Genomic DNA, 26,551 nt, shown 5'->3' on the forward strand with positions numbered 1-26,551 from the left:
GAAACCTCACTGCATCAGGATTTCGGAAGAGACCTTGATGACGTCGCCGGGCTGAAGCAAGGCATTTTCATCGACCTTCAGCTCCTTCGGCTTGCCGTTTTCCTCACGTACCACGACATAGCTGATCGTCGCGGACTTACCCGATGGATCGAAGCGGATCGCCTCGGCCGATTGCGCCAGTGCCTCCGACATCAATTCGCGGCTCGTGGTCAGCTGCAGATTGAGCTTGTCGAGTTCCGCTTCCGTGTCCTGCAACTCCTTGGAGCGCTGCGCCACCCAGTCGTTGCGCAGGTTGATCTCGTCCTGGGTTGCCTTGTTGATATCCTGTTTGGCGCGCAGCGACTGCGTGTCGATATCGAGGAGGGTGGATTCCACCTCGGCCGCACGTTCTTCTGCCGAAATGCGCCGCTGCGACAAGGCAAGGCCTTGCTCGTTCAGCCTGTTGACGCGGTCGCGGTCTTCATTGGCGAGTTGAAGCTGCCGGTTTTGCGTTTCCGACTTTTTCTTCAGGGATTCGACTTCGCTCTGCAAAAGCGCGTGCAAGTCCGTCAGCGCCTTGAGCTGAAGTGTATAACGCTCAGTCCGCGATTTCATCAGCGCGCTTTCGCTGGCGAGAAGCGTGTCGATCTCGGCGATCTTTTCCATCTCCGGCGTCTTGGTAATCGTCTGATCGCCCTTTACCTCGGCGATCAACCGCGCCTGGCGGGCAAGCAGCCTTGCCCGCTGGTTATCATAAACGGCGGCATCACCACGTGCATTGATGAAGTCGCGCGCAAAACGCTGTCCGGCGTCGGACCTTCGCAAGCCGCCTGCAAGACTGACAGCTTTCAGCACCGTGATGTTGGGGGCATAGGGATATTCACCCGGTGTCTGCACATCGCCACTCAGAAAGATCGGCCGGAACTGGGCGATCTCTACGGAGGCCGAAGGCAGGTTGCGGAGGGCGAACTTGCTCTGAAGCTGAGCGCCGATCTGGTCGCTCACCTCGGAAGGCGTTTTGCCTGCGACGTCGAGCTGACCGATGAAGGGCAAGGACAGCGTACCGGATGGCCCGACGGAATAGTCGCCGTTGATGACGTCCCAGTTGCGGATGCTGCCGTCGGCCGGTTGCCATTCGGCAACGCGGATACGCAGTTTGTCCGCGGTACCGAGCTTATATTGAGCGCCATCCGCAGCCATTGTGGAAAGCGGCGCGGAAAAAGCGACGGTAGCAGCAAGAACGAGGGCCACAAACGGGCGGTGGGCGGCGGAAAAGCCGTTCATCGGGAAACTCCCTGTTAGCGGATCGCCATACAGGCGATCAGGCCGTCGCGCGACCGGCAAGGCGGCGCCGCAAGAAGCGGCCGGTATGATTAGCACCAATGACGCACCCGAAGACCGGACTTGGGATCCCGGTCGGGGTGCGTGTCGAAGCGAAGATCGATATAGCCGAACTCAATATCGGTTTTCAGTAGCTTCCGCGTGACAGGCACACGGCGGGAATGGTCTTGACGATGATGAAGACATCCTGCCGCATCGACCAGTTCTGGACATATTGTGTGTCGAAGGCAACGCGGGTCTTGTAAGACACGTCGTTACGGCCGCTGATCTGCCACAGGCCGGTCAGACCCGGGCGGGTGCTGAGATAATAGGCGGCAGCGCTTTCATAGTAGCTCAGCTCCTCGTCCACGACGGGACGCGGGCCAACCACACTCATTTCACCACGAAGGATGTTAATGAGCTGCGGCAGTTCATCAAGGGAGAGCTTGCGCAGCACGGCGCCAACGGCGGTAACACGCGGATCGTTCTTGAGCTTGCGGGTAGCCCGCCATTCCTCGGCGGCTTCCGGATTGGCGGCAAGATATTGGCGCAGGATCTCATCGCCGTTCATCGCCATCGTCCTGAATTTCAGGCAATGGAAATAGCGGCCATTATGTCCCACACGACGGTGACCATAAAAGATCGGACCGGGGTCGGACATCTTCACCAGAACGGCGATCAGCAGGAATATCGGGCTGAAGATGAGCAGCGCAAGAGCAGCCGATGTCATATCGAAGCTGCGTTTTGCGATGCCCCCGATAGGGAAACTGACATCGAAATCTTCGGAGCTGCTGAGTGTCTGTTCAGCCGATTGGGTCGCGGACTTCATAGAGAGAACTCCATTTATGTTTTGCGATTGGTCGGTGCCCGGAGGCGCGTCTTTCCGTCTAAAGGAGATAACAAGTCTGTGTTCGGAATTTGATGCTAATGGATTTTTTGTAAGGCACATTGCCCATAACCGTCTATGCGATTTCTTGCGTGAGCGGCCGATCAACGTCCGGGCAATATTAACGGTTGCATAAAAAAGCAACAAATGTGCTGGAGGCCATGTCTTGAGAGCATGGGTGACGCCGTCGCATGTATTGGTTTTTGTGGGAGCGATAGCCTTTTCTTATGTGTTTCTTATAACTTGGCGAGATGAGACAGGAACGTTAAGAACAGCGCGGCATATGACAGACTATTAAATTTTTTTGCGGCGCAGCAAGATTGTGGCAATGCATATAAAATTTGACATATCGGCTGGGATTTTTTTGCGCCCTACCTGCACCTCGCCAAGAAAAAGCGATAGAAAAATCGCTAAAAGGCGGCAAAGGCGGCAAAAGAGTGGCGAGAAACTGCATTATTGTCATGGCAGCCACGCAAAAACCGCATAGCTAACGGCCACTTTTTTTGAACGCAGCCCTCCGCGCCTGTCCTGAAGGTGGTTCCAGGCCCCAATTTTGGGGGAATCAGAAGGTTGGTGGTGTGCAGGCGCTGATGACCTCACAGGCCACCGGTCCGACGCAGCGGAAGCGATGTGGCCTTCGGCTTTCGAAATAATAGGCATCACCCGGGCCGAGCACCCGCCTCTCCTCGTCCACCGTCACTTCCAGTCGCCCTGAAAGGATAATGCCGCCTTCTTCGCCATCATGGACCAAGGGCACCTTGCCGGTATCGGCGCCGGGCTGGTAGCACTCTTTCAGTATCTGCAGGCTGCGGCCGAAGACATTCTCGCCCACCTGGCGAAACGAGATGGGGCCCTTGCCAATTTCAACCAGCTCGTCCGCCCGATAAAAAGCCTTACGGCTCGTCTCCGGCTCAAAGGCGAAAAATTCGGCCAACCCTATCGGTATGCCATCGAGAATGCGTTTCAGCGCGCCCACGGACGGGTTCGAGGTGTTAGATTCGATCAGGGAAATCGTAGAATTAGTGACACCAGCACGCCTTGCCAGTTCCCGTTGGGAAATATTGTGACGCAGCCGCAGATGGCGCAAACGTCCCCCTATATCCACCGACATCCCGTCGCCCCCGTTGCCGTTGTTCGAAATATCGAAAACCCATCTTCACGCCTACAGTATTTTCAATCACTTCGCCACATGGAGAAAAGGGCTTGTTCGGTGAAGAAAATAGCTTTCAATCGTCGGCCACGAACAGGAGAACCGTGATGGACAACCCGAGCCGATCTAATTCCACATCGCTTGACAGCTACTGGATGCCTTTTACCGCCAACCGGCAGTTCAAGGCCAATCCCCGTCTGCTGGCGAGCGCCGAAGGCATGTATTACACCAGCAATGATGGCCGTCAGGTTCTCGATGGAACGGCTGGCCTCTGGTGCGTTAATGCCGGCCACGGACGCCAGCAGATTGCCTCCGCAGTGAAGCATCAGCTTTCCACTATGGACTACGCACCTTCATTCCAGATGGGTCACCCGGTCGCATTCGAATTTGCCGAACGGCTGGCGGAAATCGCCCCCGGCCCGGAAGGCGGCAAACTGGACCGCGTCTTCTACACTGGTTCGGGATCGGAATCGGTCGATACCGCGCTCAAAATCGCGATCGCCTATCAGCGCGCCATTGGCCAGGGGACGCGCAGCCGCCTCATCGGCCGCGAACGCGGGTATCACGGTGTCGGTTTCGGCGGCATTTCCGTGGGCGGCCTCGTCAACAACCGCCGCGTCTTCCCGCAAATCCCCGCCGACCATCTGCGTCACACCCACGATCTTACGAAGAACAGCTTCGTCAGGGGCCAGCCAGAGCACGGCGCCGAGCTCGCGGACGATCTGGAACGGTTGGTCGCCCTGCACGGTGCGGAAACCATCGCCGCCTGCATCGTGGAACCCGTGGCGGGCTCCACCGGTGTCCTCGTGCCACCGAAAGGCTATCTGGAACGCCTGCGCGCCATCTGCGACAAGTACGGCATTCTGCTGATCTTCGATGAGGTCATCACCGGTTTCGGACGCATGGGCTCATCCTTCGCCAGCAATTACTTCGGCGTGACGCCCGATATCGTCACCACGGCGAAAGGGCTCACAAACGGAGCTATCCCCATGGGTGCGGTCTTCACCAGCCGCAAGGTTCATGATGCCTTGATGCATGGCCCCGAAAGCCAGATAGAACTGTTCCATGGCTATACCTATTCCGGCCACCCCGTCGCCTGCGCGGCAGGCATCGCAACGCTGGACATCTATCGCGACGAGGGCCTCTTCACCCGCGCCTCCGAATTGCAGGACGCCTGGCACGATGCCATTCATTCGCTCAAGGGCTCGCCCAACGTCATCGACATCCGCACCATAGGCTTCATCGCCGGCATAGAACTCCAGCCGCGCGACGGCGCGATCGGCGCCCGTGCCTATGATGTCTTTGTGGATTGCTTCGAACGTGGCCTGCTCATTCGCGTCACCGGCGACATCATTGCTCTTTCACCGCCGCTGATCGCCGAAAAATCTCACTTCGACGACATCGTCTCCATTCTCGGCGACGCGCTGAAAAGAGCGGAATAACTGGATTTACCAAGAAGGCTGCAATCTAAATTGCAGCCTTTTTCACTTTTCTACCAGTAACATGGAATGTTCCTGAATCGAGCGCAAGGCCGCCCTCGCCCGTGGGACGCCCATATGTGCCCTGTCAGATCACCATGCGGCCGGGACCGGCGCTTGAGCTTGGCCAGGTGGCTGGCGATGGCATGCACCTTTTCGACAAGGGGGCTCTCTTTTCAGATCGTTCTGCCAGCGCCGCGCCGGCGAAGCGTATCGGCAACCGTATGGATATGCGCAGCGCCAATACCGCAGCAGCCACCGATCAGGGTGGCCCCCGCATCTGCCCAGGAGCAGGCGAAGCGGGAATAGACATCATCGGTCAGATCCGCTCTCGTGCCGTGCAGCCCCTCATTGGCGGCGGAGTCGCCCTGTTCGCCTTCGAAGGCATTGGCATAGACGCCAATATCCAGAGCAACACCCTTTTCCTTGAAGACGGCGGCTGCGGTTTCCACGGCAGCCCTCATCACTTCCGGCTTGCTGCAGTTGAAGAGCAGCGCTGTGGCACCTGATCCGGCGGCCCATTCGGCGGCGGAGCGCACGGTCTCGCCGGAACGCAGCTTGGGCTCCGCACCGTTCACCTGAGCGGGTTCGTCGTTCAGCGTGAAGGAAATCCAGAAAGGCTTGCCCGTCTCGGCTACCGCCTGCCGCACCGCCTCACCCTCAGCGACAAGGCTCAGGGTCTCTCCAAGCCAGACATCCACATGTGGCTGAAGATTTTCGACCAGCACCTTCAGATAGTCCTGAACGCGAGAGGGATCGAAATTTCCTGGCTCGTAGGAGCCAAAGATCGGAGGAAGCGAGCCGGCCACGGCCACATTACGCTTCGAAGCATCCGCCGCTTCACGCGCCAGGCGACCGGAAAGGGCGATCAGTGAAGCACCTTCTTTGTTGAACCGGTCTTCGCCGATATGAAAAGGGACCAGCGCATAGGAATTGGTGGTCACCACATCCGCGCCGGCCTCGATGAATTCCGCATGCACCTGGCGGACGATGTCCGGGGCGTTGATGAGCGCGAGCGCCGACCACTCGGGCTGCTTCAGTTCAGCGCCCAGCCGCTGCAATTCACGGCTCATGCCACCGTCCAGAATACGAATATCGCTCATGAGAACTCCTTGATAGGCTATCGGCGCACCGGCACCTGCGCCTCGATGAAACCGAAGCAGCGGGCAATGATGGCGGTGAGGATGAGATAAAAAATCGTCACGACGAAAAGCGGCTCGTAGACCAGCAAGGTGTCCTGCCGCACCTTGTAGGCGACGGCGTAAAGATCCATGACTGTCACCGTGAACGCAAGCGGCGTGGCTTTCAGCTGCATCACCACTTCACCCGCGATCGTCGGCAGCGCCGCGCGGATCGCGCGCGGCAGCCAGATGCGGCGCGCCAGTGTGAAGCGGCTCATGCCGAAGGCCCTGCCCGCCTCGAGTTCGCCTTTTGGAACGCCCAGCAACGCACCACGAAGAACTTCGGCTTCATAGGCTGCGTAGTTCAGCGTGAAGCTGACCGCCGCAAAAAAGAAACCTTCGCGCAGCACCGGCCACAGAAAGCTTTGCCGCAGCCCCGGCACCATGGGCAAGAGCGACCCCACGCCGTAATAGAGCAGCCAGAGCTGTATCAGCAGCGGCGTGCCCCGAAAAAAGGTGCAATAACCACGCGCGAGAATCCGGGTCATTCGGCCGCCGCTGACCTGCGCGAAGGCAAGTCCGATGGCGAGAACGAAACCGCAGCAGACGGAGATCACGAGCAGGGCGATCGTCTGCCATGCTCCGGAGAGAAGAAGCGGCCAGTATTTCCCGACCCAGGAAAAATCCATCGCCAATCTCCCTCACGCCAGACTGGGCTGACCACGGCGCACGTGCCGTTCGATCTGCCTGAAGATGACATTGGAGACGAGGGTGATCGCCAGATACATCAGGGCCGCAGCCATGAAGAACAGGAAATACTGCTTGGTACTTGCACCGGCGAGCCGGGTCGCGAGCGCCAGTTCCTGATACCCCACAACGGCGACAAGCGCACTGTCCTTGGTGACGGCGAGCCACAGGTTGGAAAGCCCCGGCAGAGCATTGGGCAAAAGCGCCGGCAGAACGACACGGCGAAACCGCAGGAGGGGAGACATGCCGAAAGCCCTCGCCGCTTCGATCTGGCCGTTGGGGATCGCCATTATCGCCCCGCGCAGCACTTCCGTCATGTAGGCGCCCTGCACGAAGCCCAGAACCGCCACTGCTGCTATGAAGCCGTTGACTTCGAGCACCGGCAATCCGGCCAGCTGCAGCAGGCGATTGAGCCCGTCGGTTCCGGCATAATAAAGCCCGACAATCAGGATCAGTTCCGGCACGGAGCGGATGAGCGTGGTGTAGAGATTGAGGACGGTTTCGAGCCCGCGGTTGCCCGAAAGCTTGCCCAAGGCGCCCGCCATGCCGATGACGATGCCGATGAGATAGGCCCCGGCCGAGATGGCAAGCGTCGCTGCAGCACCCGTCAACAGGGTACCACCCCATCCCGGAGGATAGGGTGACAGAAGCTGCAACATTGTATCCAGGCTTGCCATCTGCCGAACCCGACCCGGATTACTTCGCGCCGTAGATATCGAAGCTGAAGTACTTCCTGGTGATCTCATCATATTTGCCGCTGGCGCGGACGGCGGCGATGGCGGCGTTCAGCTTCTGCTTCAGTTCGGTGTCGTCCTTGCGTACGCCACCTGAAACGCCAAGTCCGAGGATTTCCGGGTCGTCAGCCACATTGCCGGCATCCGCGCAGCAATCCTTGCCGGCATCGCTTTTCAGGAACGTGTCAAGAACAAGTGAGTCACCAAAGACGTAATCGATACGACCCGCAGCCAGATCCTGAAACGCCTCATCCAGCGTCTGGTAGGTTTTTTCGTCGGCTACATCCTTGAAATACTTTGCATAATAGGCAGACTGAATGGTGGCGACCTGGATACCGATGGTCTTGCCTTTCACGTCTTCAGCCGTTGCCCCCGGCTTTCCGTCCTTGGCCCCGATCAGCTTGCTCGGGGTATTGTAATATTTGTCGGTGAAGCCAATCACCTTCTGGCGCTCCTGCGTGTTGGACATGGAAGACCAGATCACATCGAATTTCTTGCTCTCAAGCGCGGGAATGAGACCGTCCCAGGATAGCGCGACGATGGAGCATTTCTCCTTCATCTCGGCGCAGACGGCATCCATCAGGTCGATTTCCCAGCCCTGCCACTTGCCGCTGGCGTCCTGCGCGAAGAAAGGCGGATAGCTTTCGTTCATGACGCCGAAGCGGACGTCTGCGCTGGCGGAGAAAGCGGACAGCGCGAAAGCCGCACCGGCCAGCATTGAGGCGAAGAATTTCATTTAAATCTCCTGTTACGAAAAAATCAGCTCGCGAGCGCGCCGGTGAATTCCCGGCACCTCGCACTCAGAGGATTGCCGAAGACCCGTTCCGGCGGTCCTTCTTCTTCCACGCGGCCTTGATGCAGGAACATGACATGGCTCGACACATCGCGCGCAAAACGCATCTCATGTGTCACCAGAAGCATGGTGCGGCCTTCCTCGGCGAGATCACGGATCACCTTCAACACCTCGCCGACCAGCTCCGGGTCCAGTGCCGAGGTGGGTTCGTCGAACAACATCACCGCCGGCTCCACGCAGAGCGCGCGGGCTATGGCTGCCCTCTGCTGCTGACCGCCGGACAGGAACGCCGGATAAGCATCCTTCTTCGCGTAAAGCCCGACCTTGTGCAGCAGCGCTTCAGCCTTCTCGATGGCTTCCGCACGTTTCACGCCCATCACATGCACCGGGGCTTCTATGATGTTCTCAAGTACAGTGCGGTGGGCCCATAGATTGAAATTCTGAAAGACCATGCCAAGACCGGTGCGCAAACGCTCCACCTGGCGCCAGCTCTGCGGCATGGCATTGCCGTCCCGACCGTACTTCACGGCCACTTCCTCGCCATTCACGATAACGCGCCCACGATCCGGAACTTCGAGGAAGTTGATGCATCTGAGGAAGGTGCTCTTGCCGGAGCCTGAGGAGCCAATGACGGAAATGACGTCCCCTTTGTGCGCCTTGAGCGAAATACCTTTCAGAACCTCGTGAGAACCAAAGCTCTTGTGGATATCGTCAACCGCCAATGCGCAGGGAACGTCAGTCGTCATCAAAGGGTCCGGGTCATGTCAATAGCTGCGCACATCTAGCAAAGTGCGCGTTTTCTGACGCGGAAATAACCGCTCTATTGCATCGCGGAAAGGAAAAAACATTCCCGCCAACGGAAAAGAAAGAAAATTGCGGTCAACTGCCGATATCCGGCCACCGTTCTCCGTACCGCCCTATGGCGCAATCGGAGAGATATAGCTGCGGAAATACCGCTATTGCGGAGATGCGCCGCGTCCTTCGGCCACGTCAACCGGCGGCGCCTGATTTTGCTGATCTCTTTTCACACCAAACTCGCATAACGCCAACCGGCGCATCGTCGCGAGCAACTCGAGGTCGATGGCTGCACCATCATCCTTCAGCAGAAAATCCTGAAGAGTTTTGCGTATCGTCTTTTCCACGAGTTTGGCCTGCAACGTCTCATCTGATGTGAAACGGGCGGCCCAACGAACGAGAATTCGTCGTAGCAGACAATATTCGAAATTTGACGGAGACAACATATGTGCATCTCCGCAAAAAGCAGGCGGGAGCACATAGTAACCCTCAGTTGCCACCGCCTACGAATTCGGTTGATGGCAATGTATGAACCATAGCATCATTCGGATCGAAGTCGACCCCTGAATTCTGGCCCGTATAGAGTGCCCGCCTCGCATGGACATTATCCCGAGGCGATGCGTCAACTCCGGCAACCGGCAACGCCGTTCAAGCGGGCTTTTCTTTCGCCCCGAGGAACATTTCTTGCCCATCACGGTTGGTGGAGCCTCAACCATCAGGAGGCTCAACAATGAAGACCATTCTTTCCCTCGCGTTCGCACTCGTCGCCGGAACTGCTTTGGCGCAATCCGCGACGGAATCCACCGGCGTCAATTCCGCACTTGGCGTCGCGCCAAAAACCGAGGATTTCATCTTGCAGGCCTCGGCAAGCGATATCTTCGAAATTGAATCAAGCAAACTCGCCCTCACCAAAGGGAACGAGGAAACCAAAGCCTTTGCGCAGCAAATGATCACCGAGCATGAGAAAACCAGTTCGGAACTGAAAACCCTGTTATCCGGCGGCAAGGTGAACGGGACACCGGTCACCGCTCTGACAGATGATCACAAGGAAGAAGTGGACGACCTCGCAAAACTCGACGGTAACGAGTTCAACGAAGAATATATCGATGATCAGGTCGATGCGCATGAAGACGCCGTTGATCTTTTCAAGCGCTACGCCGAAGGCGGCGATAATCCGGAGCTTAAGGCGTGGGCGGCAAAAACTCTACCGGCGCTCCAGCATCATCTGGAAATGGCCCAGGGCCTCGACAAAAACTGACGATAGATGGCTGCTGGTGATCTTTGTGTGAGGGAGAAGCTGGCGCGACACGGCTAGGCTCGCACCCGGACGTGCGATTTGATCAGGCGGCGCGCCGGCGAAATTCTTCAGGCCGGATCCCGGCAGCAGAACTTCACAATCCTCCGCGCGTTCATCGCAAGAAGGACGGCTGAAAAATGAACGATGCGAACACCCGGAACTACACTATCGAACAGATTCAGGAAGTATATGCGTTGGGCTTGGTGCAGGCGGCAGAACTGTTTGAACGGTTTGCAGGTGATAGGGCGGCCATCGACAAAATGATGAAGCGCTGTCCGCACAGGGAGGATAAAGAACAACGCTAGGTGCCGACGCTTATCGGCGCAGCGAAAATTTGTGTGTCCGATCTTGATCCGGGGCGCCGCCGCTCCAATATTTTTCAGGCTTCTTGATCTGGTTGTTTAAGATTGGAGGTAAAGATGAACAGCCCGGAAGTTTTGTTTAGAGCGCCTGTTCGGGTGCGCATGCAATGCGGCCTTGAGAGATCGTTTCTCAGCGTTTACGACGCCCTGGATTTTCTGGAAAACGAATGGCCGCTTCGCCGTGGTGAACGCTATAAGCGCGCCGTGCAAAAATGCCGCGCCGCGCTGTCCAGGCTCGAAGCCGCGGAAGTGGCACGGGAAGCATTCATCTCCGCCTGCCTTGAGGCGAGCATGCCGCTGGTTATGGCGGGTCCGGTCCATTTCGATGAAATGTTGCCCATGAGCCGCGCAGTCGGCTAGAGGGCTGTGCCAGAACACATTCCCTGGCTAAGCCCCGCTGTTCCGGCGGGGCACCGGTAACGTGCTGCGTCGTTTACCTGGGAGGTACAACGCCATGAATGATACCGACAGCGGACCGCCCAACGCGGTTGAGCCGCCGTTGCCGGCGGCCCACCTCTCTCTTTGGTCAGTAGGTCTGCATCGGCTGTGACAAACCGTCACCGACCGCGCCATTGCCATATTGCGCGACAGGCACGCCTTCCTGACCAATCGGCACACCCTGCTGTGCGGGACCGAGCGCTGTCACCACAATCGGCGTCCCATCTGGCACGCGATTGTAGAGATCGACTATGTCCTGGTTCAGCAGGCGAACGCAGCCCGAAGACACGGATTTGCCAATTGTCCACCATTCGGGCGAGCCGTGCAGACGATAGATCGTGTCCTTGCCATCCTTGAAGATATAAAGTGCACGCGCACCGAGCGGATTCTTGAGGCCCGGCTCCATGCCGCCATTGCGGCTGCTATAAGGCTCCAGCTCCGGCTGACGGGCGATCATTTCGTCTGGCGGTGTCCAGCGCGGCCATTGCCGCTTGTACTGGATGACGCCGCGGCCCGACCACTCGAAGCCTGCGCGGCCAAGACCCACGCCGTAACGCATGGCCTGCCCGTTTTCGTAGGTCAGATAAAGGAAATGGTTGGCAGTATCGACCACGATCACGCCGGGGCGCTCGCCGGTCGGGTTCGCCACCATCTGCCGCAGGAACTGGCGCGGAATGCGCTTATAGGGAATTTCCGGCAGCGGGAACTGCTCGTCCGGTTTCGGGCCGTACATCAGCGCGTACATCGGATCTTCCGCGGGAGCGGCCGGCCTCGCGGTTTCACGTGCCGTGGTGTTGCAACCCGCAAGTCCGGCAAGTGCCAAACCGCCTGCTCCAAGCAGGAAACCCCGCCGGGTCGTCATCGTCTCGTTCAATTGAAAAACCTCATTTACGTCATCTCACACTGGCAAAGGGATCTGCCAGCGCCGCCTCGGGGCGGCTTATAGGGTACTTCGTGCCGGAAACCTGCGAAGCCATTGCCTTGGCGCCGCTCGATTTCAGTATGGCCCGGAAGCTCGGATGCATGCCGCCGTCTACATACGCGCTGAGGGGGGCGGAAGTTCCCTCGCTCATCGCCGCGGCAAGTTTTTGTTGCTCCTCGGCCAGCCTCGATGCCACCAGCGGGTCATTCTGGTTGACGGCCGGCGGGCATGCTGCCAGCGGATCGGCAGGCTCGCCTTCGGCAAATTCACTATTGAAGACATAACGGCGGCCGCAGACGGAGACCTTGGGCTGGCGCCGCGTCACCTCGAAATAATCGTAACCTTCCTTCAGCGTCTTCCAGAAGGGCATGTTGGGGTCGTTCCGGTGCGCCACCATGTTCCTTGCGGTCATGCGGAAGGGATAGGCCTGGACCTGGAAGCGGTCCTGCCCACCCTGCAGCGCACGCGCGACAATGGCATAGATCTCACCCACCTGCGCGTCTGTCATCGCGTAGCAGCCGGAAGACGAACAGGCGCCGTGCACCATCAGCGCCTCGCCTGTATAGCCGAGCGCGGATTCCAGCCGGTTGGGGTAACCGAGATTGAATGAGACGTAATATTGCGAATTCGGGTTCAACATGCCGGCCGAGACATGATAAAAACCCTCCGGCGCCTGACGGTCTCCCGTTTTCATCTTCGGCCCGAGTTTTCCGGACCAGCGACACATGGGATATGTCTTCAGCAACGCATAATTGCCGGTCTTGTCGATCTTCCAGACCTCGAGCTCGCTCTCCTGCTTGAAGATGCGAACGAGAACCGGGCTTTCCGGACGCATGCTTTTGGCTGACATCTGCGCAATCATCTTGGACGACAGCTTCGGCGGGTCTTTTTTCACGCTGTCGAGACCCATTGAGGTGCACGCGGCAAGGCTACCGCCGATCGCGATGACCGCAGCCAGTTTTGCCCCCGTCTTGAACTTTTGCCGCAACCCCGCCACCGCGAAGTTCAGCACAGCCTGCATACCCATGGATATTTCTGCCCGCCTGATTTGCCCGCCTTTCCGGCAGACGCTTAACTATCGAAGGTGGCCACAACACGGCAACCTCATCCATAGACAAAGTCTCGTGAACAGACGTTACCCTTTCGTTAATCATAGGGACACAAGCCCGTGATGGTCTCCGGGTATGACGCCGGAGAAGCATCTAGCGGAGAAGCCCCTGGCCGCCATCGATCCAGACCGGTGTGCCGGTCACGTGGCGGGACGCATCGGAGGCGAGAAAACCGATCAGCTCGGCGACATCCTCGCTCGTTCCCGCCACACCGCCCGTCACCGGAATATCTCCCGCGGGGAAGCGAACCGGCACCTCGGTTTTTTCCCGTGCGCGTATCTTCGTATTCTCGTCGATTGCCGTTTTGATCGCACCCGGGCACACTGCGTTGACGCGGATGCGGTGCCGCCCAAGCTCCAGCGCCAGTTGCTGGGCCATGGCAAGCTGCCCTGCCTTTGTGACCGAATAGGCGGTCGCGCCGGGCGAAGTGAAGGTGCGCGTGCCGTTGATCGAGGAGACAATGACGATGGAACCGCCGCCTGCCGCCTTCAGATGTGGCACGCTGGCATGAACCGTGAGATAGGTGCCGCGGAGATTGATGCGTATCGTGTCGTCCCACTCCGAGGGTTTGAGTTCATCGATAGGCGCCCAGACACCGTTGACGCCAGCATTGGCCACCACGACGTCAAGGCGGCCAAAATCCTCCACCAGCGCTGCAACGGCGCTCCGCATGGCCTCCTCATCCGACACGTCGGCGATGAGAATTTTCGAGGCGCCGGAACGAGCGGTAATGTCGTCGGCAACGTCCTCCAGTTCGGATTGCGTGCGCCCGAGCAGCCCGAGCGAAAAACCCTGGGTGGAGAGATGAAGGGCGGCGGCGCGTCCGATACCTGAACCGGCCCCGGTCACGAGAGCGACTTTACGAACAGTCAATGTCACAGCCCCCCTTTTCGCGAGGCGATGGAGGTAACGGTCGCCGAGACGGGATCACTGGCCGGAAAGCTGTCCTCCAGCCCCTCTTCCAGCTCCTCCTCCAGAACGTCACGGTCCCTCGCGGTCCGGGCGCTCGCCTGCACGCGCTCACCCTGATCGCGCGTTCCATCATTCTGAGCCGTTCCAAGGCGGGAAAATTGCGAGGGTGCGTCGGCACCCTGGCGCGTTCCAAATGCGGTGAGTTGGACCATCACGGCGCTCGCCCGTTTAATCGCTTCCGCGTCGTCGATCCCTTCCAGGCCATGGGCAAGGCGAACCGAAACGTGATCGCCGTCGCTGCCGGCAAACTCGACGGAGATAGATCCGTCATTGCGTTTTACATAAGTCGTCGAAAGTTGCATGACATGCCCTCCGGCTGGAATTCATCGACAAGGCCGATGCGGGAAATGAGTAAAAGCTCACTTCAGAACGACATAGCGTGGAAGGGGTTCCGATGAATCAGGTCTTTGGTCCGGAAATGGACAAGAGTTTTTTCCTTCGCGACGCAGTGGATGTGGCCCGCGCGCTCATCGGAGCGGAATTTCGCGTCGGCAACACCGGCGGCGTCATCGTCGAGACCGAAGCTTATCATCGAGATGATCCGGCGTCGCACAGTTTCAATGGGAAAACCCCGCGCAACCGGGCAATGTTTGGGCCGGCCGGACGTCTCTACGTCTACCGGTCATACGGCATTCACTGGTGCGCCAACTTCGTCTGTTCCCCGGGTTCAGCCGTGCTTCTTCGCGCGATCGAACCGCGAACCGGTATCGACATGATGAAACTGCGACGGGGAACTGACAAACTCAGACTCCTATGCTCCGGCCCGGGAAGGCTTTGCCAGGCAATGGCCATCACGGGAGAAATGGACGGCGCCGCGCTCGAGGCGCCACCTTTTTTCCTGCAGCTGCCGAAAACGGCAACCGCCATCAGCATCGGCAGGCGCATCGGCATCAGCCGAGCGATCGATTATCCTTGGCGTTTCGGACTCGCGCACTCACCTTTTGTGAGCAAAAAATTCGAGTCACCCGATCCGGCCTAAAACACCTTCGGGGGCTCGTCGTTTTCGTCGGGATTGGGTGTGGGCACCTCGTCCGGCAAACGATCGGGCTCCGGCTCTTTGATCGGGGGGATGTCGGGCTGGGGTGGAACCGGCATCGGCGGTTCCGGATAGGGCTCAACCGGAATTGTCGTCATTGCGGTCTCCTGATGTCAGCGCGGCGGACCTCACGGAAGTCGCTGCTCTTGATCTATCGCGACACTGCGTTGCAACGCCGCCACTCAGACGACGCAACACCCAGTTCGCCCATCGGTCATAAAGCCGGGAAGGTCCTCTGGATCACGTTGCGCCGCCCTGCGGGTCGTAGGAAGGAAACGCAGGCGCGGTCCGTCCGTTCTTTTTTCGAGGAAGATTTCGTGATCGCTCAGGCAAAACCGAGAGCGCCACGGGAAATGTCGCGATTTTCACAATAATCGCGTGAATGGGCTTCATGCCCGTGTTCGCGGGCCGTGGAACGTGTCAATTCCGGGCTCGTTACGTTGAGCAACGCATCGGCATAGGTGCCGGTCGCCTCGACGTCATCGATTACAGGCTGCTGTTGCGGTTTTAGAAATTCAAACATCCATCGTCCTCCATCGACACGTCCCTCAACGCGCCGGTCCGGGTCTCTGTTCCATGAACCCGATACCCTTCCGATTATACATGAGACGATGCTGTCGTATAGATGACTAAAGGCGAACGTTCTCAATCGGCGTTCACAAAATGGAGTGGAATCAGTGAGCTATGGCCCAAAGCTCAGGCAGGGCCGACCGATTCTCGCAAAATCAGCTCCACAGGCCACAGTTCCTGAACCTCGCGGATGGGGCGACCGCCGATGATCTGCAGAAGAAGGTCCGTCACCCTTATTCCTGCCATGCGCATGGGCGAGCGGGTGGTGGAAAGCGGCGGCATCATGCTTTCAGGCGTGAGGTAAGGAAACACATCGTCATGGGCGATGACGGAAACATCCTTGCCGATTGTCAGCCCCATCTGGGTCGCAGCACGGTAGACGCCCTGTGCCGTCATCATGGCACCCGCAACAAAGGCTGTCGGGCGCGGTGTCTGCTCCAGCAGCGAACGGGCGAAGCGGAACGCGGTCTCTTCGCTGAAGTGCTCATTCATCATGAAGCGCGGATCGGGCGTAATGCCGTGGGTAGCCAGCGCCTCGCGGAAACCCTGTTCACGATCCCGTACGAAGGTTCGTCCGACCGGCCCATTGATGAGGGCTATACGACGGTGGCCGCGCTCGAGAAAATGGATCGTCGGGCGATAGGTCACATCATGGTTGTCGATATCGAGCCAGGCATGTTCGAAGGGTGTCTTTGAGCGCCCGTGCACGATGAAGGGTACGCCGAGCCGGTTGAGCAGCGCGATACGCTCATCCTCCGGACGCGGTGAGTGCACGATAATGCCATCCACACGACCGCTCGCCGCCAGCCGGCTGAAAATAGCCAGCTCCTCATCGAGATTGTTGTCAACTGTCACGCTGACGAGAATGTCGGTCTCTTCCCGTTCCAGCCGGGTGGCCATGCCGCCCATGAATTCCGAAAAGAAATGTCCTCCGCCCGACCGGCCCATAACGACACCGATAGCGCCGGCCCTGCCGGTTGCCAACCGCACCGCGTTGGCATTCGGCAAATACCCGTATTTGAGCGCAGCCTGCATGACCCGCTGACGCGTTTCCTCACGCACTTCGGGATAGCCGCCCAGCGCTCTGCTAACGGTGGTGGGCGATAGGCCAACCTTTTCTGCGAATTCCTTGAGCTTCATGTTTTTTTGCCAATTCGCCCCCTGCATGCGTCGCCGCTGCGGATTTTTCAAGTCGACAAAAATTGAAAACGATTTCAATTTCTCCCGCCTGAAACCTTACAGTCCATCATCTTGAAAGGCAAATGGTGAAAATTTGCAGGCAAAAACGCCCGATTTTCGCTCGATTAGAAAGAGTATTGACAGATTGCCCGGCTTTTGCGAGCTTCCTTTTAGTCAAAAGCGCTTTCAATTTTGAGGACAATCGGGAGCGTCAACGGAGGAGTTTGACAATGAATATTTCCATGAAGACTTTGTTCCTGTGCGGCAGCGTACTTTCCACCGCCGTTTCCGCGCAGGCGGCCGAGATTTCCATCGCCGCCAATTCCACCGGCAAGAACGTCGCATTCTTCAAAGAACGCATTGCGGCTTTCGAAAAACAAACCGGCCACAAGGTCAATCTCGTCACCATGCCATCATCCTCCAGCGAGCAGTTCAGCCAGTACCGGCTGTGGCTTGCCGCGGGTAACAAGGATGTCGATGTCTACCAGACGGACGTTATCTGGGCGCCGCAGCTTGCCGACCAGTTCGTGGACCTGACCGCGGCGACCAAGGATGTCATCGGAGATCATTTCCCCTCCATCGTCGCATCGCAAACCGTGGACGGCAAACTCGTCGCCATGCCGATGTTCACAGACGCGCCCGCGTTGTTCTATCGCAAGGACCTGCTCGAAAAATACGGCAAGCAACCGCCGAAAACCTGGAAGGAGCTGAGCGAAACCGCGAAGGAAATCCAGGACAAGGAGCGTGAAGCGGGCCAGAAGGACCTCTGGGGTTTTGTCTTCCAGGGCAGCGCCTATGAAGGCCTCACCTGCAATGCCCTGGAATGGATTGCTTCCGCCGGCGGCGGCCATATCGTCGAAAGCAATGGCGATATCTCCGTCAACAATGAAAAGGCTGCTGCCGCCATCGAAACTGCCAAGGGATGGGTCGGCACCATCGCGCCGCAGGGCGTGCTTGCCTACAAGGAAGAGGAAGCGCGCGGCGTCTGGCAAACCGGCAACTCCGTCTTCATGCGCAATTGGCCCTACGCTTACGCGCTCGGCAATGGCGACGACAGCGCCATCAAGGGCAAGTTCGGCGTAACACCGCTCCCGGCTGGCGCCGAGGGCGAGGCACCGGCTTCAACGCTCGGCGGTTGGAATCTCGCCGTATCCAAATATTCAGCCAACCAGGAAGCTGCCATTGAGCTCGTGAAGTTTATCGCATCCAAGGAAACCCAGAAGATGCGCGCCGTTCAGCTTTCCAACATGCCGACGATCGCTTCGCTTTACGACGACAAGGATGTTGCGGCCGCGCAGCCCTTCATGCCGACATGGAAGCCGATCTTCCAGACCGCCGTCCCGCGTCCTTCCGCCTCGGCCAAGGTGAAATATAACGAGGTTTCGGCCAAGTTCTGGGGTGCGGTCCACAACACGCTCTCCGGCAACGGCACGGCCGCTGAAAATCTTGAGCTTCTCGAGGTTGAACTGACCGATCTCAAAGGCAACGGCTGGTAATCCGGCCCGCGCGGGAACGGTCTCGCCTGATCGACTCCCGCGCCCCAACCGCGAGATATCCCCATGAACGACATCGCCCTTCAAAGACCGGTCACGGCATCCGGCACAGGTTCCGATCTACAGTCAGAACGCTTGAAATCCGCCTGGCTGTTCCTTGCCCCCACATTTCTCGTGCTGGCGCTGGTGGCGGGCTGGCCGCTCGTGCGCACCGTGTGGTTCAGCCTCACCGACGCCTCGCTCACCAATCTGGAGGGAGCACAATTCGTCGGCCTCAAGAACTATCTCACCTGGATCACGCTCAGCAGCGGCCGCACGATCTATCGAGGCCTGCTTGCCGATCCCGCATGGTGGGGGGCGGTTCTCAACACGCTGAAATTCACCATCGTCTCGGTCAGCCTCGAAACCGTGCTCGGCCTCATCGTCGCTCTGGTGCTGAATGCCGAATTCAAGGGACGCGGCCTCGTGCGCGCTGCCATTCTTGTGCCATGGGCCATTCCCACCATCGTCTCTGCGCAAATGTGGGCGTGGATGCTGAACGACCAGTTCGGCATCTTGAATGACCTGTTCCTTAATCTAGGCCTGATCTCCAACAAGATCGCCTGGACCGCCAACCCCGAGACCGCGATGATCGCCGTGCTTATCGTCGACATCTGGAAGACCACGCCCTTCATGGCGCTGCTCATTCTCGCCGGTCTGCAAATGGTGCCGAAGGACATGTATGAAGCGGCCAAGGTGGATGGCATCCACCCCGTGAAGGTGTTCTTCCGCGTTACCCTGCCGATGATCCGCCCTGCCCTGATGGTCGCCGTCATCTTCCGTATGCTGGATGCGATGCGCGTTTTCGACCTCATCTACATCCTGACGCCGAATAATGCCCAGACCCGCACCATGTCGGTGCTGGCGCGCGAGAATCTGTTCGATTTCGACAAGTTCGCCTATGGCGCCGCCGCCTCCACCATGCTGTTCCTCATCATCGCCTCGATCACGGTCATCTATATGTGGCTCGGGCGTGTCAACACCGATGGAGCCCAGCGATGACCTTGCCCAGCATCCTGAAGACCACCGCCTTTTATGCGCTGGTCGCCGTCATCATGGTGATTTCGGTATTCCCGTTTTATTATGCGATCCTGACCAGTCTGAAATCGGGCTCGGCGTTGTTCCAGGTTAATTACTGGCCGCGCGAATTTTCGCTCACCAATTACAGTTTCGTCATTGGCAACGGCACGTTCCTGCGCAATCTCGGCAATTCGTTGCTTGTTGCATCATCCGTCGTCATCCTGTCGCTGTTTCTGGCGGTCACCGCGTCCTATGCGCTTGCTCGCGTCCGCTTCCGGGGCCGCGCATTGCTGCTGCTCACCATTCTGTCGGTTTCGATGTTCCCGCAGATTGCCGTTCTCGCCGGCCTGTTTGAACTGATCCGCTGGGCAGGCATCTTCAACACGCCCTTGGCGCTGATCTTTTCTTATATGATCTTCACCCTGCCTTTCACGGTTTGGGTCCTGACAACCTTCATGCGCGACCTGCCGATCGAAATCGAGGAAGCAGCCATCGTTGACGGCGCATCGCCCTGGGTCATCATCACACAGGTGTTCATGCCTTTGATGTGGCCTGCGCTCGTCACGACGGGGCTCCTCGCCTTCATCGCGGCATGGAACGAGTTCCTCTTCGCGCTCACTTTCACCTCATCGAACGAGCAGCGCACGGTGCCGGTCGCCATCGCGCTGCTGTCGGGCGGCTCACAGTTCGAAATTCCCTGGGGAACGATCATGGCCGCGTCCGTCATCGTTACCGCGCCCCTCGTCGTCCTCGTTCTGATCTTCCAGCGACGCATCATCTCCGGCCTCACGGCCGGCGGCGTCAAAGGCTAGGAGAAACATCATGACCACCATTCAATTGCGCGATCTTCGCAAATCCTTTGGCGCCTTCGATGTCATCAAGGGCATCGACATGGATATCCGCTCCGGCGAATTCATGGTTTTTGTCGGCCCTTCAGGCTGTGGCAAGTCCACGCTGCTACGCCTCATATGCGGGCTGGAAGAAATCACCGGCGGCACGCTCTCCTTCGACGGTGAGACAGTAAACCGCCTGCCGCCCGCCAAACGCGGCGTCGCCATGGTCTTCCAGTCCTACGCGCTATATCCGCACATGACCGTGTTCGAAAACATGGCTTTCGGCATGAAGTTGTCTGGCGCAGACAAAGAACAGCGCAAGAAGCGCGTCGAAGCGGCAGCGGAGATGCTGCAGCTCACGCCCTATCTGGAGCGCCTGCCGAAGCAGCTTTCTGGCGGCCAGCGCCAGCGTGTCGCCATCGGCCGCGCCATCGTGCGCGATCCGAAGGTCTTCCTGTTTGACGAGCCGCTCTCCAACCTCGATGCGGCGCTGCGCGTGGCCACGCGTCTCGAGATCGCCAAGCTGCATCGCTCGATGCATGACACGACGATGATCTACGTCACCCACGATCAGGTGGAGGCGATGACACTCGCCGACCGCATCTGCGTCCTGCGCGACGGTCGGGTCGAGCAGATCGGCACGCCGCTCGAGCTTTACGAAAGTCCTGTCAACACCTTCGTCGCCGGCTTCATCGGCTCGCCGAAGATGAACTTCCTGGCAGGCAAGTATGCGGAATCAGAAGGCGCAAAAACGATCGGTGTCCGGCCGGAACATATCACCATCGCCAGCGACGGCAGCGGTTGGAGTGGAGAAATCGTGCATTCGGAAATGCTCGGATCGGACAGCTACATCTATGTCGAGATCGGCGCCGGCGAGCCCGTTGTCGTACGTGAAGAGGGCGTGACCGGCCGCAAGGCGGGCGAGCGTATCACCATCGTGCCGGATACGGCGCAGATCCACCGTTTTGACGCCGAGGGCCGGGCCATTGCCCGCAACCCCGCTCGCGGCGCCGCCTGAACCTAACTTCCGCCGGGACAACCCAAGTAGCCGGCTTTCACCAAGGAGCATGAGAATGACCATCAACACCGTTGTATGGGGCGAAAATATTCACGAACACATCAATGAGACGGTGCGTTCGATCTATCCAAACGGCATGCACAACACCATCGCCGATGCGCTGAACCAAAATCCCGAGATTAACGCCACCACCGCCACGCTGCAGGAGCCGGAGCACGGCCTTTCACAGGAGCGTCTCGACAAGACCGACGTTCTCGTCTGGTGGGGCCACAAGGACCACGGCGCAGTTCAGGATGACATTGTGGAGCGCGTCGCCAAGCGCGTCTGGGAAGGCATGGGCCTGATCGTCCTGCATTCCGGCCACTTCTCCAAGCCGTTCAAGCGCCTGATGGGTACGCCGTGCGCGTTGAAATGGCGCGAGGCGGGCGAACGCGAACGCCTGTGGACCATCAATCCCCGCCACCCGATCGCCGCCGGCCTGCCCGAGCATTTCGAGCTGGAAAACGAGGAGATGTATGGCGAGCAGTTTTCCGTACCGGAGCCGCTCGAGACCGTCTTCATCTCCTGGTTCCAGGGCGGTGAGGTTTTCCGTTCGGGTCTCACCTGGCGTCGTGGTGCCGGCAATATCTTCTATTTCCGCCCTGGCCATGAAACTTATCCGACCTATCACGACGCCAATGTGCAGAAGGTCATCAGCAATTCTGTAAAATGGGCCTATAATCCGGTCGGCGCTCTGAAGAGTATTCACGACGCGCCGAATGTTCCCGTCGATAAGGCGCTCGAGCCTATCGAGGAACGTGGTCCCAAGCTGCATAAGGCAGGCGAAGCAGGTTACAGGTAAGGGCTTGGAGATACTGGCATGAGACTTCTCATTCTCGGAACCGGTGGCATGGCCAACAACCATGCCACATATTTCTCTCAGATCCCCGGCGTCGAACTGGTTGCGGCGGTGGATGTGGACGACGTGGTGGCACGGGCCTTTGCGCTGCGCCATAACATCCCGCTCTCTTTCACTTCGCTGGATGACGCCATTGCCTGGGGTGAATTCGATGCGGCGGCGAATGTCACGCCCGATGCCATCCATCACCCCACGAGCCTGAAGCTGCTTGCGGCGGGCAAGCACGTTTTCTGCGAAAAACCGCTGGCGGAAAACTACGCGAATGCCGCCGAAATGGCCGACGCGGCCGAAAAGGCCGGCCTCGTTGCCATGGTCAATCTCACCTATCGCAACGTCGCCCCCTTGCAGGCGGCGCGCGAGATGGTGCTGGCCGGCAAGATCGGCAAGGTTCGCCATCTGGAAGCCTCCTATCTCCAGAGCTGGCTCGTTTCCAAGGCCTGGGGCGACTGGATGACGGAGAGCAAGTGGTTGTGGCGGCTTTCCACCAAGCATGGCTCGAACGGCGTGCTGGGTGATGTCGGCATCCACATACTTGACTTCGCCTCTTATGGCGCAGGCAGCGATGTGCAACGGATCTTCACTCGGCTGAAGACCTTCGACAAATATGAGGGCAACAAGATCGGCGCTTACGATCTGGATGCAAATGACAGCTTCACCATGACGGCCGAACTGGAAAACGGCGCCATGGGCGTCATTCATGCCAGCCGCTGGGCGACGGGCCACCTCAACGAACTTCGTTTGCGCATCCACGGCGACAAGGGCGCACTCGAAGTCATTCACACGCCCGACTATTCCAGCCTGCGTGCCTGCATCGGCGAGGATGTGGAAAAGGCGATCTGGAAGACGATCGATGTCGATCCCGTGCCGACGAACTACGAAAAATTCGCCAAGGCCGTGATGGAAGGCGGCGTCGCCGATCCCGACTTCCGCCACGCCGCCAATCTGCAGAAGGTACTCGATCTGTCGATCATTGCGGATCGGGAGAGACGCGAGTTGGCCGTTTCGGCTTGATGTGAGAGAACAACCTGCGGCATCACTTTGCCGCAGGTTTCTTCTCCCCGAGGGGAGAAGGTGGCCCGAAGGGTCGGATGAGGGGCAACATTGCCGGATTTCGGAGACCCCTCATCCCGCTGCCGCGGACGTCTCCCCCACGGGGAGAAGAAACAAGCGGCTTACACTCGCTCAATACATCGTGCGCTTCTTGAGGACGCAAGCTAAAGCGTGGAATTTCACTCCCACGCAACTTCACACCCCGCGCTTGTTCCCCCATAACAACACATGCAGCTGCGGCAGCACGCGGGCGGAAAACCAGCGATCTTCGCTAACCTTATCCACCAGCCACAACATCCGCTCCATTACACCATCGATATCGACACGCGCATCGTCATCATCCGGCGGCGGCGGGGTGTGGTTGCCGGGCTGGAGGTAAACCGGCAAATGCGGGAAACGCGCGGATGCCGCTTTGGCATAGGCGTAATCCGCATCGTCAAAGACCACGATCTTCAGGGCCACCTGCGGCCCCTCGCCGGCAGCGGCAAGACAGTCTTCGAAAGCCTGCCAGTCCGTTCCCATGCCGCTTGATGGCGGCTTGGGGCTCAGAACCAGATGGTCGAGATCGGCAAACCAGTCTTTGGCGATACTGCCCTGCGTTTCCAGCGCGAAACGATAGCCTTCACCGTGCCCTTTTGCGATCAGCGACCCAAGCGGCTGGATGGCCGGATTGCCGCCAGACAGCGAGACCGTCAGCGGTACGCCACCGGAAAGCCGCCGCACCTCCTGCCAGATTGCATCGACCGGCACCGGTTTCCACGTGTCGCGATAATCGCTATCGACCGCGTGCAGCGTATCGCACCAGGAACAGCGATAGTCGCAGCCGCCAGTGCGAACGAAAACCGTCGGCAGACCGATCAGCAGACCTTCGCCCTGAATGGTCGGGCCGAAGATTTCACTGATGCGGATCGTGGTGTCCTTCGCTGCACTCTTTTGTCGGGCCGCCGTCATGGCCGGTATTCTGCCCAGGTCTTGGCGGTTTCGCTAACGCGGATGGCACTGGTTTCAGGCAGACGATCCTTGCACCAGTCATAGAAATGCTTCGCCAGGCATTCCGCCGTGACCCGGTCATGGCCGAGGACATCATTCAGGTGACGGTGATCAAAATGATCGTCGATATAGCGCTTCAACGGTGCGAGCTCGTGATAGTCGCGCACGAAACCGTGCTCGTTCAGCTCTTCGCCTGACAGTTCCACTTCGACGATGTAATTATGCCCGTGCAGCCGATTGCACTGGTGATCCGACGGCAGGCTTTTCAACTGGTGCGAGGCGGAAAAGTGAAATTCCTTGGTGATGCGGAACATCAACGCACCTCCTGCGCCGCAAAAGCATGGGTCGCGGCCACCCAGAAATCCGGGTCCTCATAGTCTGTCGGATCGGTGACGCCGGCAAGATGGAAGGCTTCGCGCCGCTCCACGCAGGTGCCGCAGCGGCCGCAGTGACGCAAGCCGCCCTTGTAACAGGACCATGTTTCACCGAAGGGCGTTCCATATTTCGCGCCATCGGTCACGATGGCCGCCTTGGAAACGGTGACGTAGGGCGCAAAAAGTTTCACATCAGCATAACCTTCAAGCGCATGCGCCTGCATGGCGTTGAAGCTGTCAATGAAGCCCGGCCGGCAATCCGGGTAGATGAAGTGATCGCCGCCATGAACGGCAATCGCCACTGCTTCCGCCTGTTGCGCGGCAGCCAGGCCGAAAGCGATGGTGAGCATGATGGCATTGCGGTTCGGCACCACGGTGGAGCGCATGGTCTCTTCGGCGTAGTGGCCATCAGGCACCTCCACATCGTCGGTCAGTGCGGAACCGGTGAGATGCGCGCCGATGGTTCTGATGTCGATAACATGATGCGGCACGCCGAGCCGTCTGGCGCAATCGGCGGCAAAATCCAGTTCCTTCCTGTGGCGCTGGCCATAATCGAAGGAGACGAGAGCTAAAAGTTCATGTTCCGCGGCGATTTTATGCGCAAGCGAAACGGAGTCCAATCCGCCGGAGCAGATGACGATGGTTTTCATAAGTTGGGATCCCTTGTTTTGACCGGGTGGGCTGCGACCGGATTACAGGGGCGGCTTTAAAGCAAAGCGGGGAATTTGTGAAGGCCCTAGCTGAAATCACGAAAAGCGGCAAAGTTACCTTCACCGCTTTTCAAGGAATGATCTTCCATCCTCAGCGCAGCAACGCCTGCGCCTCCTCAATGCCGAGCGCGGCCGGCTGCGTGCAGGTCGTCGTCATCTCGATGAAACGGCCCTCTTCGCCGGACTTCAGGATCGACGTCATCACGTCGATACCGTGCAGGGAACGATCCAGCGAGCAGCGCGCGTCGCGCCCCTCCAGAATGGCAATCGCCATATCGGCAAGACCGGCCGTGCGGTAATTTGCACGCGGGCCGTTCGGGCTTTCCTGATTGGCGATGCCAAAGGGGTGAGCCCAGTCTTCCAGCGGCTGGATATTCTTGTCGCGACCGCTGGCTTCGACAACACCGCCGAAGAAATTCGGATCCGGCACGTAGATCGAGCCTTCCGTGCCATAGAGTTCCATATTGGCATGACGATGCGACCAGACATCCCAGCTCGCCGAAAGCGTGATCGTCGCACCATTCACGAATTCCAGTAGGGCATGGATATTTGTCGGGGTCTCGACAGGGATGATCTCGCCGTTCAGCGGCTGGCTGGTCACCGTACGGGTCGGATTTGCCATGCTTGTCAACGCGCCGACGCGCTTTACCGGGCCAATGAGGTTGATAAGATTGGCGATGTAATACGGACCGAGATCGAGGATCGGCCCGCCGCCCTTGAGGAAAAAGAAGCCAGGATTGGGATGCCACATTTCCATGCCGGGGCTCATCACATGGCATGTGCCCGACGTAATGCGGCCGACCTTGCCGTCATCGATATATTGCCGGGCAAGCTGATGCGCGCCGCCGAGGAAGGTGTCCGGTGCGCAGCCGACGGAGAGGTTCTTCTCGCGGGCGATGCGCCGCAGTTCCTCACCCTCTTCCAGCGACAGCACCAGCGGCTTTTCCGAATAGACGTGCTTACCGGCCTCGAGAATGGCTTTCGATACCGGAAAATGCGCGGCGGGGATTGTAAGGTTCACCACCACGTCGATTTCCGGGTTGGCGAGCAATTCCTCGATGGACTGCGCGACAACACCGAATTCTTCCGCTCTCAGTTCCGCTGCATTGCGGTTGAGGTCGGCGCAGGCCAGCACCTTTATGCCCTTGAAGAGCGGTGCCAGCGAAAAATAAGCAGACGAGATATTGCCGCATCCGATGATGCCGACGCCAAGATCTCTGGCCATGATGAAACTCCGA

31 protein-coding genes are annotated in these 26,551 nt (G+C 58.8%); 11 read left to right on the forward strand and 20 right to left on the reverse strand.

Annotated features, from left to right (window positions below):
* Window positions 1-6: 6 nt before the first annotated feature.
* The 3 genes from EGT36_RS18575 to EGT36_RS18585 all read right to left on the reverse strand — a co-directional run bounded on the left by EGT36_RS18575 (window position 7) and on the right by EGT36_RS18585 (window position 3,296).
* The gene (locus EGT36_RS18575) at window positions 7-1,263 is read right to left on the reverse strand and encodes a polysaccharide biosynthesis/export family protein (protein WP_035211043.1); all 1,257 of its coding nucleotides are present in this window, start codon (window positions 1,261-1,263) and stop codon (window positions 7-9) included.
* Window positions 1,264-1,447: 184 nt separating this feature from the next.
* Window positions 1,448-2,128, reverse strand: a complete 681-nt coding sequence (locus EGT36_RS18580) for a sugar transferase (RefSeq protein WP_004438583.1) — start codon at window positions 2,126-2,128, stop codon at window positions 1,448-1,450.
* A gap of 619 nt (window positions 2,129-2,747) precedes the next feature.
* Entirely contained in the window at window positions 2,748-3,296 is a 549-nt protein-coding gene (locus EGT36_RS18585; protein ID WP_004438580.1) for a cupin domain-containing protein, read from the reverse strand.
* Between the two features lie 146 nt (window positions 3,297-3,442).
* On the opposite strand from EGT36_RS18585, the gene aptA reads away from it, so the two are divergent.
* The gene (aptA, locus tag EGT36_RS18590) at window positions 3,443-4,777 is read left to right on the forward strand and encodes an omega-aminotransferase AptA (RefSeq protein WP_125270817.1); all 1,335 of its coding nucleotides are present in this window, start codon (window positions 3,443-3,445) and stop codon (window positions 4,775-4,777) included.
* A 212-nt stretch (window positions 4,778-4,989) separates the two neighbouring features.
* On the opposite strand, the gene EGT36_RS18595 is transcribed toward aptA, so the two are convergent.
* From EGT36_RS18595 to EGT36_RS18620, 6 genes are all read right to left on the reverse strand, one after another.
* Window positions 4,990-5,916: a homocysteine S-methyltransferase family protein gene (locus EGT36_RS18595; protein WP_125270818.1), complete on the reverse strand. Its 927-nt coding sequence runs from the start codon at window positions 5,914-5,916 to the stop codon at window positions 4,990-4,992.
* 17 nt (window positions 5,917-5,933) lie between these two features.
* Window positions 5,934-6,623, reverse strand: coding sequence for an ABC transporter permease (locus EGT36_RS18600; protein ID WP_037091118.1), 690 nt, complete (start codon window positions 6,621-6,623; stop codon window positions 5,934-5,936).
* A 12-nt stretch (window positions 6,624-6,635) separates the two neighbouring features.
* The gene (locus EGT36_RS18605; RefSeq protein ID WP_006698584.1) at window positions 6,636-7,358 is read right to left on the reverse strand and encodes an ABC transporter permease; all 723 of its coding nucleotides are present in this window, start codon (window positions 7,356-7,358) and stop codon (window positions 6,636-6,638) included.
* Window positions 7,359-7,377: 19 nt separating this feature from the next.
* A complete protein-coding gene (locus tag EGT36_RS18610) occupies window positions 7,378-8,151 on the reverse strand; it encodes a transporter substrate-binding domain-containing protein (protein ID WP_044459829.1) in 774 nt (257 codons plus the stop codon).
* 23 nt (window positions 8,152-8,174) lie between these two features.
* Window positions 8,175-8,954, reverse strand: a complete 780-nt coding sequence (locus EGT36_RS18615) for an ABC transporter ATP-binding protein (protein ID WP_006698586.1) — start codon at window positions 8,952-8,954, stop codon at window positions 8,175-8,177.
* A gap of 210 nt (window positions 8,955-9,164) precedes the next feature.
* On the reverse strand, window positions 9,165-9,350 hold the full coding sequence (locus EGT36_RS18620) for a hypothetical protein (RefSeq protein ID WP_125270819.1): 186 nt from the start codon (window positions 9,348-9,350) through the stop codon (window positions 9,165-9,167).
* A 383-nt stretch (window positions 9,351-9,733) separates the two neighbouring features.
* On the opposite strand from EGT36_RS18620, the gene EGT36_RS18625 reads away from it, so the two are divergent.
* The 3 genes from EGT36_RS18625 to EGT36_RS18630 all read left to right on the forward strand — a co-directional run bounded on the left by EGT36_RS18625 (window position 9,734) and on the right by EGT36_RS18630 (window position 11,022).
* Window positions 9,734-10,261, forward strand: coding sequence for a DUF4142 domain-containing protein (locus EGT36_RS18625; protein WP_004438555.1), 528 nt, complete (start codon window positions 9,734-9,736; stop codon window positions 10,259-10,261).
* A gap of 176 nt (window positions 10,262-10,437) precedes the next feature.
* Window positions 10,438-10,605, forward strand: coding sequence for a hypothetical protein (locus tag EGT36_RS30560; protein WP_172965670.1), 168 nt, complete (start codon window positions 10,438-10,440; stop codon window positions 10,603-10,605).
* Between the two features lie 114 nt (window positions 10,606-10,719).
* Window positions 10,720-11,022 (forward strand): DUF982 domain-containing protein, encoded by a 303-nt coding sequence (locus EGT36_RS18630; protein ID WP_004438551.1) that lies wholly within the window; start codon window positions 10,720-10,722, stop codon window positions 11,020-11,022.
* 166 nt (window positions 11,023-11,188) lie between these two features.
* Here the strand turns inward: EGT36_RS18630 and EGT36_RS18635 are convergent, their stop codons facing one another.
* The 4 genes from EGT36_RS18635 to EGT36_RS30565 form a co-directional block, all read right to left on the reverse strand.
* Window positions 11,189-11,974 (reverse strand): L,D-transpeptidase, encoded by a 786-nt coding sequence (locus tag EGT36_RS18635; RefSeq protein WP_022563639.1) that lies wholly within the window; start codon window positions 11,972-11,974, stop codon window positions 11,189-11,191.
* A 19-nt stretch (window positions 11,975-11,993) separates the two neighbouring features.
* Window positions 11,994-13,049, reverse strand: a complete 1,056-nt coding sequence (locus tag EGT36_RS18640) for a L,D-transpeptidase family protein (RefSeq protein WP_172965671.1) — start codon at window positions 13,047-13,049, stop codon at window positions 11,994-11,996.
* 175 nt (window positions 13,050-13,224) lie between these two features.
* On the reverse strand, window positions 13,225-14,010 hold the full coding sequence (locus EGT36_RS18645; RefSeq protein WP_004438541.1) for an SDR family oxidoreductase: 786 nt from the start codon (window positions 14,008-14,010) through the stop codon (window positions 13,225-13,227).
* Window positions 14,007-14,405, reverse strand: a complete 399-nt coding sequence (locus EGT36_RS30565; RefSeq protein ID WP_004438538.1) for a hypothetical protein — start codon at window positions 14,403-14,405, stop codon at window positions 14,007-14,009. Before EGT36_RS30565 ends, EGT36_RS18645 begins: the two co-directional genes overlap by 4 nt.
* A 92-nt stretch (window positions 14,406-14,497) precedes the next feature.
* Between EGT36_RS30565 and EGT36_RS18655 the strand changes: the two genes are divergently transcribed.
* Window positions 14,498-15,082 carry a DNA-3-methyladenine glycosylase gene (locus EGT36_RS18655; protein ID WP_125270820.1) on the forward strand — a complete coding sequence of 195 codons (585 nt, stop codon included), beginning with the start codon at window positions 14,498-14,500 and terminating at the stop codon, window positions 15,080-15,082.
* Here EGT36_RS18655 and EGT36_RS18660 read toward each other — a convergent pair.
* From EGT36_RS18660 to EGT36_RS18670, 3 genes are all read right to left on the reverse strand, one after another.
* Window positions 15,079-15,237 carry a hypothetical protein gene (locus EGT36_RS18660; RefSeq protein WP_004438532.1) on the reverse strand — a complete coding sequence of 53 codons (159 nt, stop codon included), beginning with the start codon at window positions 15,235-15,237 and terminating at the stop codon, window positions 15,079-15,081. The two genes, EGT36_RS18655 and EGT36_RS18660, sit on opposite strands and share 4 nt — an antisense overlap.
* A 227-nt stretch (window positions 15,238-15,464) precedes the next feature.
* Window positions 15,465-15,662, reverse strand: coding sequence for a hypothetical protein (locus EGT36_RS18665; RefSeq protein WP_004438530.1), 198 nt, complete (start codon window positions 15,660-15,662; stop codon window positions 15,465-15,467).
* A gap of 173 nt (window positions 15,663-15,835) precedes the next feature.
* Window positions 15,836-16,849, reverse strand: coding sequence for a substrate-binding domain-containing protein (locus tag EGT36_RS18670; RefSeq protein ID WP_125270821.1), 1,014 nt, complete (start codon window positions 16,847-16,849; stop codon window positions 15,836-15,838).
* Between the two features lie 269 nt (window positions 16,850-17,118).
* Between EGT36_RS18670 and EGT36_RS18675 the strand changes: the two genes are divergently transcribed.
* The 6 genes from EGT36_RS18675 (at window position 17,119) to EGT36_RS18700 (ending at window position 23,200) form a co-directional block, all read left to right on the forward strand.
* Window positions 17,119-18,384, forward strand: coding sequence for an ABC transporter substrate-binding protein (locus tag EGT36_RS18675; RefSeq protein ID WP_125270822.1), 1,266 nt, complete (start codon window positions 17,119-17,121; stop codon window positions 18,382-18,384).
* A gap of 63 nt (window positions 18,385-18,447) precedes the next feature.
* On the forward strand, window positions 18,448-19,422 hold the full coding sequence (locus EGT36_RS18680; protein ID WP_004438520.1) for a carbohydrate ABC transporter permease: 975 nt from the start codon (window positions 18,448-18,450) through the stop codon (window positions 19,420-19,422).
* Window positions 19,419-20,252: a carbohydrate ABC transporter permease gene (locus EGT36_RS18685; RefSeq protein WP_004438518.1), complete on the forward strand. Its 834-nt coding sequence runs from the start codon at window positions 19,419-19,421 to the stop codon at window positions 20,250-20,252. Before EGT36_RS18680 ends, EGT36_RS18685 begins: the two co-directional genes overlap by 4 nt.
* Window positions 20,253-20,262: 10 nt before the next feature.
* The gene (locus EGT36_RS18690) at window positions 20,263-21,291 is read left to right on the forward strand and encodes an ABC transporter ATP-binding protein (RefSeq protein WP_060942155.1); all 1,029 of its coding nucleotides are present in this window, start codon (window positions 20,263-20,265) and stop codon (window positions 21,289-21,291) included.
* 55 nt (window positions 21,292-21,346) lie between these two features.
* Window positions 21,347-22,132 (forward strand): ThuA domain-containing protein, encoded by a 786-nt coding sequence (locus EGT36_RS18695; protein ID WP_004438513.1) that lies wholly within the window; start codon window positions 21,347-21,349, stop codon window positions 22,130-22,132.
* Between the two features lie 18 nt (window positions 22,133-22,150).
* Window positions 22,151-23,200 carry a Gfo/Idh/MocA family protein gene (locus tag EGT36_RS18700; protein ID WP_004438510.1) on the forward strand — a complete coding sequence of 350 codons (1,050 nt, stop codon included), beginning with the start codon at window positions 22,151-22,153 and terminating at the stop codon, window positions 23,198-23,200.
* Window positions 23,201-23,434: 234 nt separating this feature from the next.
* Here EGT36_RS18700 and queE read toward each other — a convergent pair whose 3' ends face one another.
* The 4 genes from queE to EGT36_RS18720 form a co-directional block, all read right to left on the reverse strand.
* Window positions 23,435-24,190: a 7-carboxy-7-deazaguanine synthase QueE gene (gene queE / locus EGT36_RS18705; RefSeq protein ID WP_125270823.1), complete on the reverse strand. Its 756-nt coding sequence runs from the start codon at window positions 24,188-24,190 to the stop codon at window positions 23,435-23,437.
* Window positions 24,187-24,543, reverse strand: a complete 357-nt coding sequence (queD, locus tag EGT36_RS18710; protein ID WP_004438504.1) for a 6-carboxytetrahydropterin synthase QueD — start codon at window positions 24,541-24,543, stop codon at window positions 24,187-24,189. The genes queE and queD overlap by 4 nt, the downstream gene beginning before the upstream one ends.
* The gene (gene queC / locus EGT36_RS18715) at window positions 24,543-25,253 is read right to left on the reverse strand and encodes a 7-cyano-7-deazaguanine synthase QueC (RefSeq protein ID WP_004438501.1); all 711 of its coding nucleotides are present in this window, start codon (window positions 25,251-25,253) and stop codon (window positions 24,543-24,545) included. The genes queD and queC overlap by 1 nt, the downstream gene beginning before the upstream one ends.
* A 151-nt stretch (window positions 25,254-25,404) precedes the next feature.
* Window positions 25,405-26,538: a Gfo/Idh/MocA family protein gene (locus EGT36_RS18720; RefSeq protein ID WP_006698597.1), complete on the reverse strand. Its 1,134-nt coding sequence runs from the start codon at window positions 26,536-26,538 to the stop codon at window positions 25,405-25,407.
* Window positions 26,539-26,551 lie beyond the last annotated feature (13 nt).

The organism is Agrobacterium sp. FDAARGOS_525 (assembly GCF_003938925.1).
Taxonomy (GTDB): Bacteria; Pseudomonadota; Alphaproteobacteria; order Rhizobiales; family Rhizobiaceae; genus Agrobacterium; species Agrobacterium pusense.

Coding starts and splice junctions, on each gene's coding strand:
- EGT36_RS18575 (WP_035211043.1), bottom strand. CDS start 1,263: ATGAACGGCTTTTCCGCCGCCCACCGCCCGTTTGTGGCCCTCGTTCTT.
- EGT36_RS18580 (WP_004438583.1), bottom strand. CDS start 2,128: ATGAAGTCCGCGACCCAATCGGCTGAACAGACACTCAGCAGCTCCGAA.
- EGT36_RS18585 (WP_004438580.1), bottom strand. CDS start 3,296: ATGTCGGTGGATATAGGGGGACGTTTGCGCCATCTGCGGCTGCGTCAC.
- aptA (WP_125270817.1), top strand. CDS start 3,443: ATGGACAACCCGAGCCGATCTAATTCCACATCGCTTGACAGCTACTGG.
- EGT36_RS18595 (WP_125270818.1), bottom strand. CDS start 5,916: ATGAGCGATATTCGTATTCTGGACGGTGGCATGAGCCGTGAATTGCAG.
- EGT36_RS18600 (WP_037091118.1), bottom strand. CDS start 6,623: ATGGATTTTTCCTGGGTCGGGAAATACTGGCCGCTTCTTCTCTCCGGA.
- EGT36_RS18605 (WP_006698584.1), bottom strand. CDS start 7,358: ATGGCAAGCCTGGATACAATGTTGCAGCTTCTGTCACCCTATCCTCCG.
- EGT36_RS18610 (WP_044459829.1), bottom strand. CDS start 8,151: ATGAAATTCTTCGCCTCAATGCTGGCCGGTGCGGCTTTCGCGCTGTCC.
- EGT36_RS18615 (WP_006698586.1), bottom strand. CDS start 8,954: ATGACGACTGACGTTCCCTGCGCATTGGCGGTTGACGATATCCACAAG.
- EGT36_RS18625 (WP_004438555.1), top strand. CDS start 9,734: ATGAAGACCATTCTTTCCCTCGCGTTCGCACTCGTCGCCGGAACTGCT.
- EGT36_RS30560 (WP_172965670.1), top strand. CDS start 10,438: ATGAACGATGCGAACACCCGGAACTACACTATCGAACAGATTCAGGAA.
- EGT36_RS18630 (WP_004438551.1), top strand. CDS start 10,720: ATGAACAGCCCGGAAGTTTTGTTTAGAGCGCCTGTTCGGGTGCGCATG.
- EGT36_RS18640 (WP_172965671.1), bottom strand. CDS start 13,049: ATGGGTATGCAGGCTGTGCTGAACTTCGCGGTGGCGGGGTTGCGGCAA.
- EGT36_RS30565 (WP_004438538.1), bottom strand. CDS start 14,405: ATGCAACTTTCGACGACTTATGTAAAACGCAATGACGGATCTATCTCC.
- EGT36_RS18655 (WP_125270820.1), top strand. CDS start 14,498: ATGAATCAGGTCTTTGGTCCGGAAATGGACAAGAGTTTTTTCCTTCGC.
- EGT36_RS18660 (WP_004438532.1), bottom strand. CDS start 15,237: ATGACGACAATTCCGGTTGAGCCCTATCCGGAACCGCCGATGCCGGTT.
- EGT36_RS18665 (WP_004438530.1), bottom strand. CDS start 15,662: ATGTTTGAATTTCTAAAACCGCAACAGCAGCCTGTAATCGATGACGTC.
- EGT36_RS18670 (WP_125270821.1), bottom strand. CDS start 16,849: ATGAAGCTCAAGGAATTCGCAGAAAAGGTTGGCCTATCGCCCACCACC.
- EGT36_RS18675 (WP_125270822.1), top strand. CDS start 17,119: ATGAATATTTCCATGAAGACTTTGTTCCTGTGCGGCAGCGTACTTTCC.
- EGT36_RS18680 (WP_004438520.1), top strand. CDS start 18,448: ATGAACGACATCGCCCTTCAAAGACCGGTCACGGCATCCGGCACAGGT.
- EGT36_RS18685 (WP_004438518.1), top strand. CDS start 19,419: ATGACCTTGCCCAGCATCCTGAAGACCACCGCCTTTTATGCGCTGGTC.
- EGT36_RS18690 (WP_060942155.1), top strand. CDS start 20,263: ATGACCACCATTCAATTGCGCGATCTTCGCAAATCCTTTGGCGCCTTC.
- EGT36_RS18695 (WP_004438513.1), top strand. CDS start 21,347: ATGACCATCAACACCGTTGTATGGGGCGAAAATATTCACGAACACATC.
- EGT36_RS18700 (WP_004438510.1), top strand. CDS start 22,151: ATGAGACTTCTCATTCTCGGAACCGGTGGCATGGCCAACAACCATGCC.
- queE (WP_125270823.1), bottom strand. CDS start 24,190: ATGACGGCGGCCCGACAAAAGAGTGCAGCGAAGGACACCACGATCCGC.
- queD (WP_004438504.1), bottom strand. CDS start 24,543: ATGTTCCGCATCACCAAGGAATTTCACTTTTCCGCCTCGCACCAGTTG.
- queC (WP_004438501.1), bottom strand. CDS start 25,253: ATGAAAACCATCGTCATCTGCTCCGGCGGATTGGACTCCGTTTCGCTT.
- EGT36_RS18720 (WP_006698597.1), bottom strand. CDS start 26,538: ATGGCCAGAGATCTTGGCGTCGGCATCATCGGATGCGGCAATATCTCG.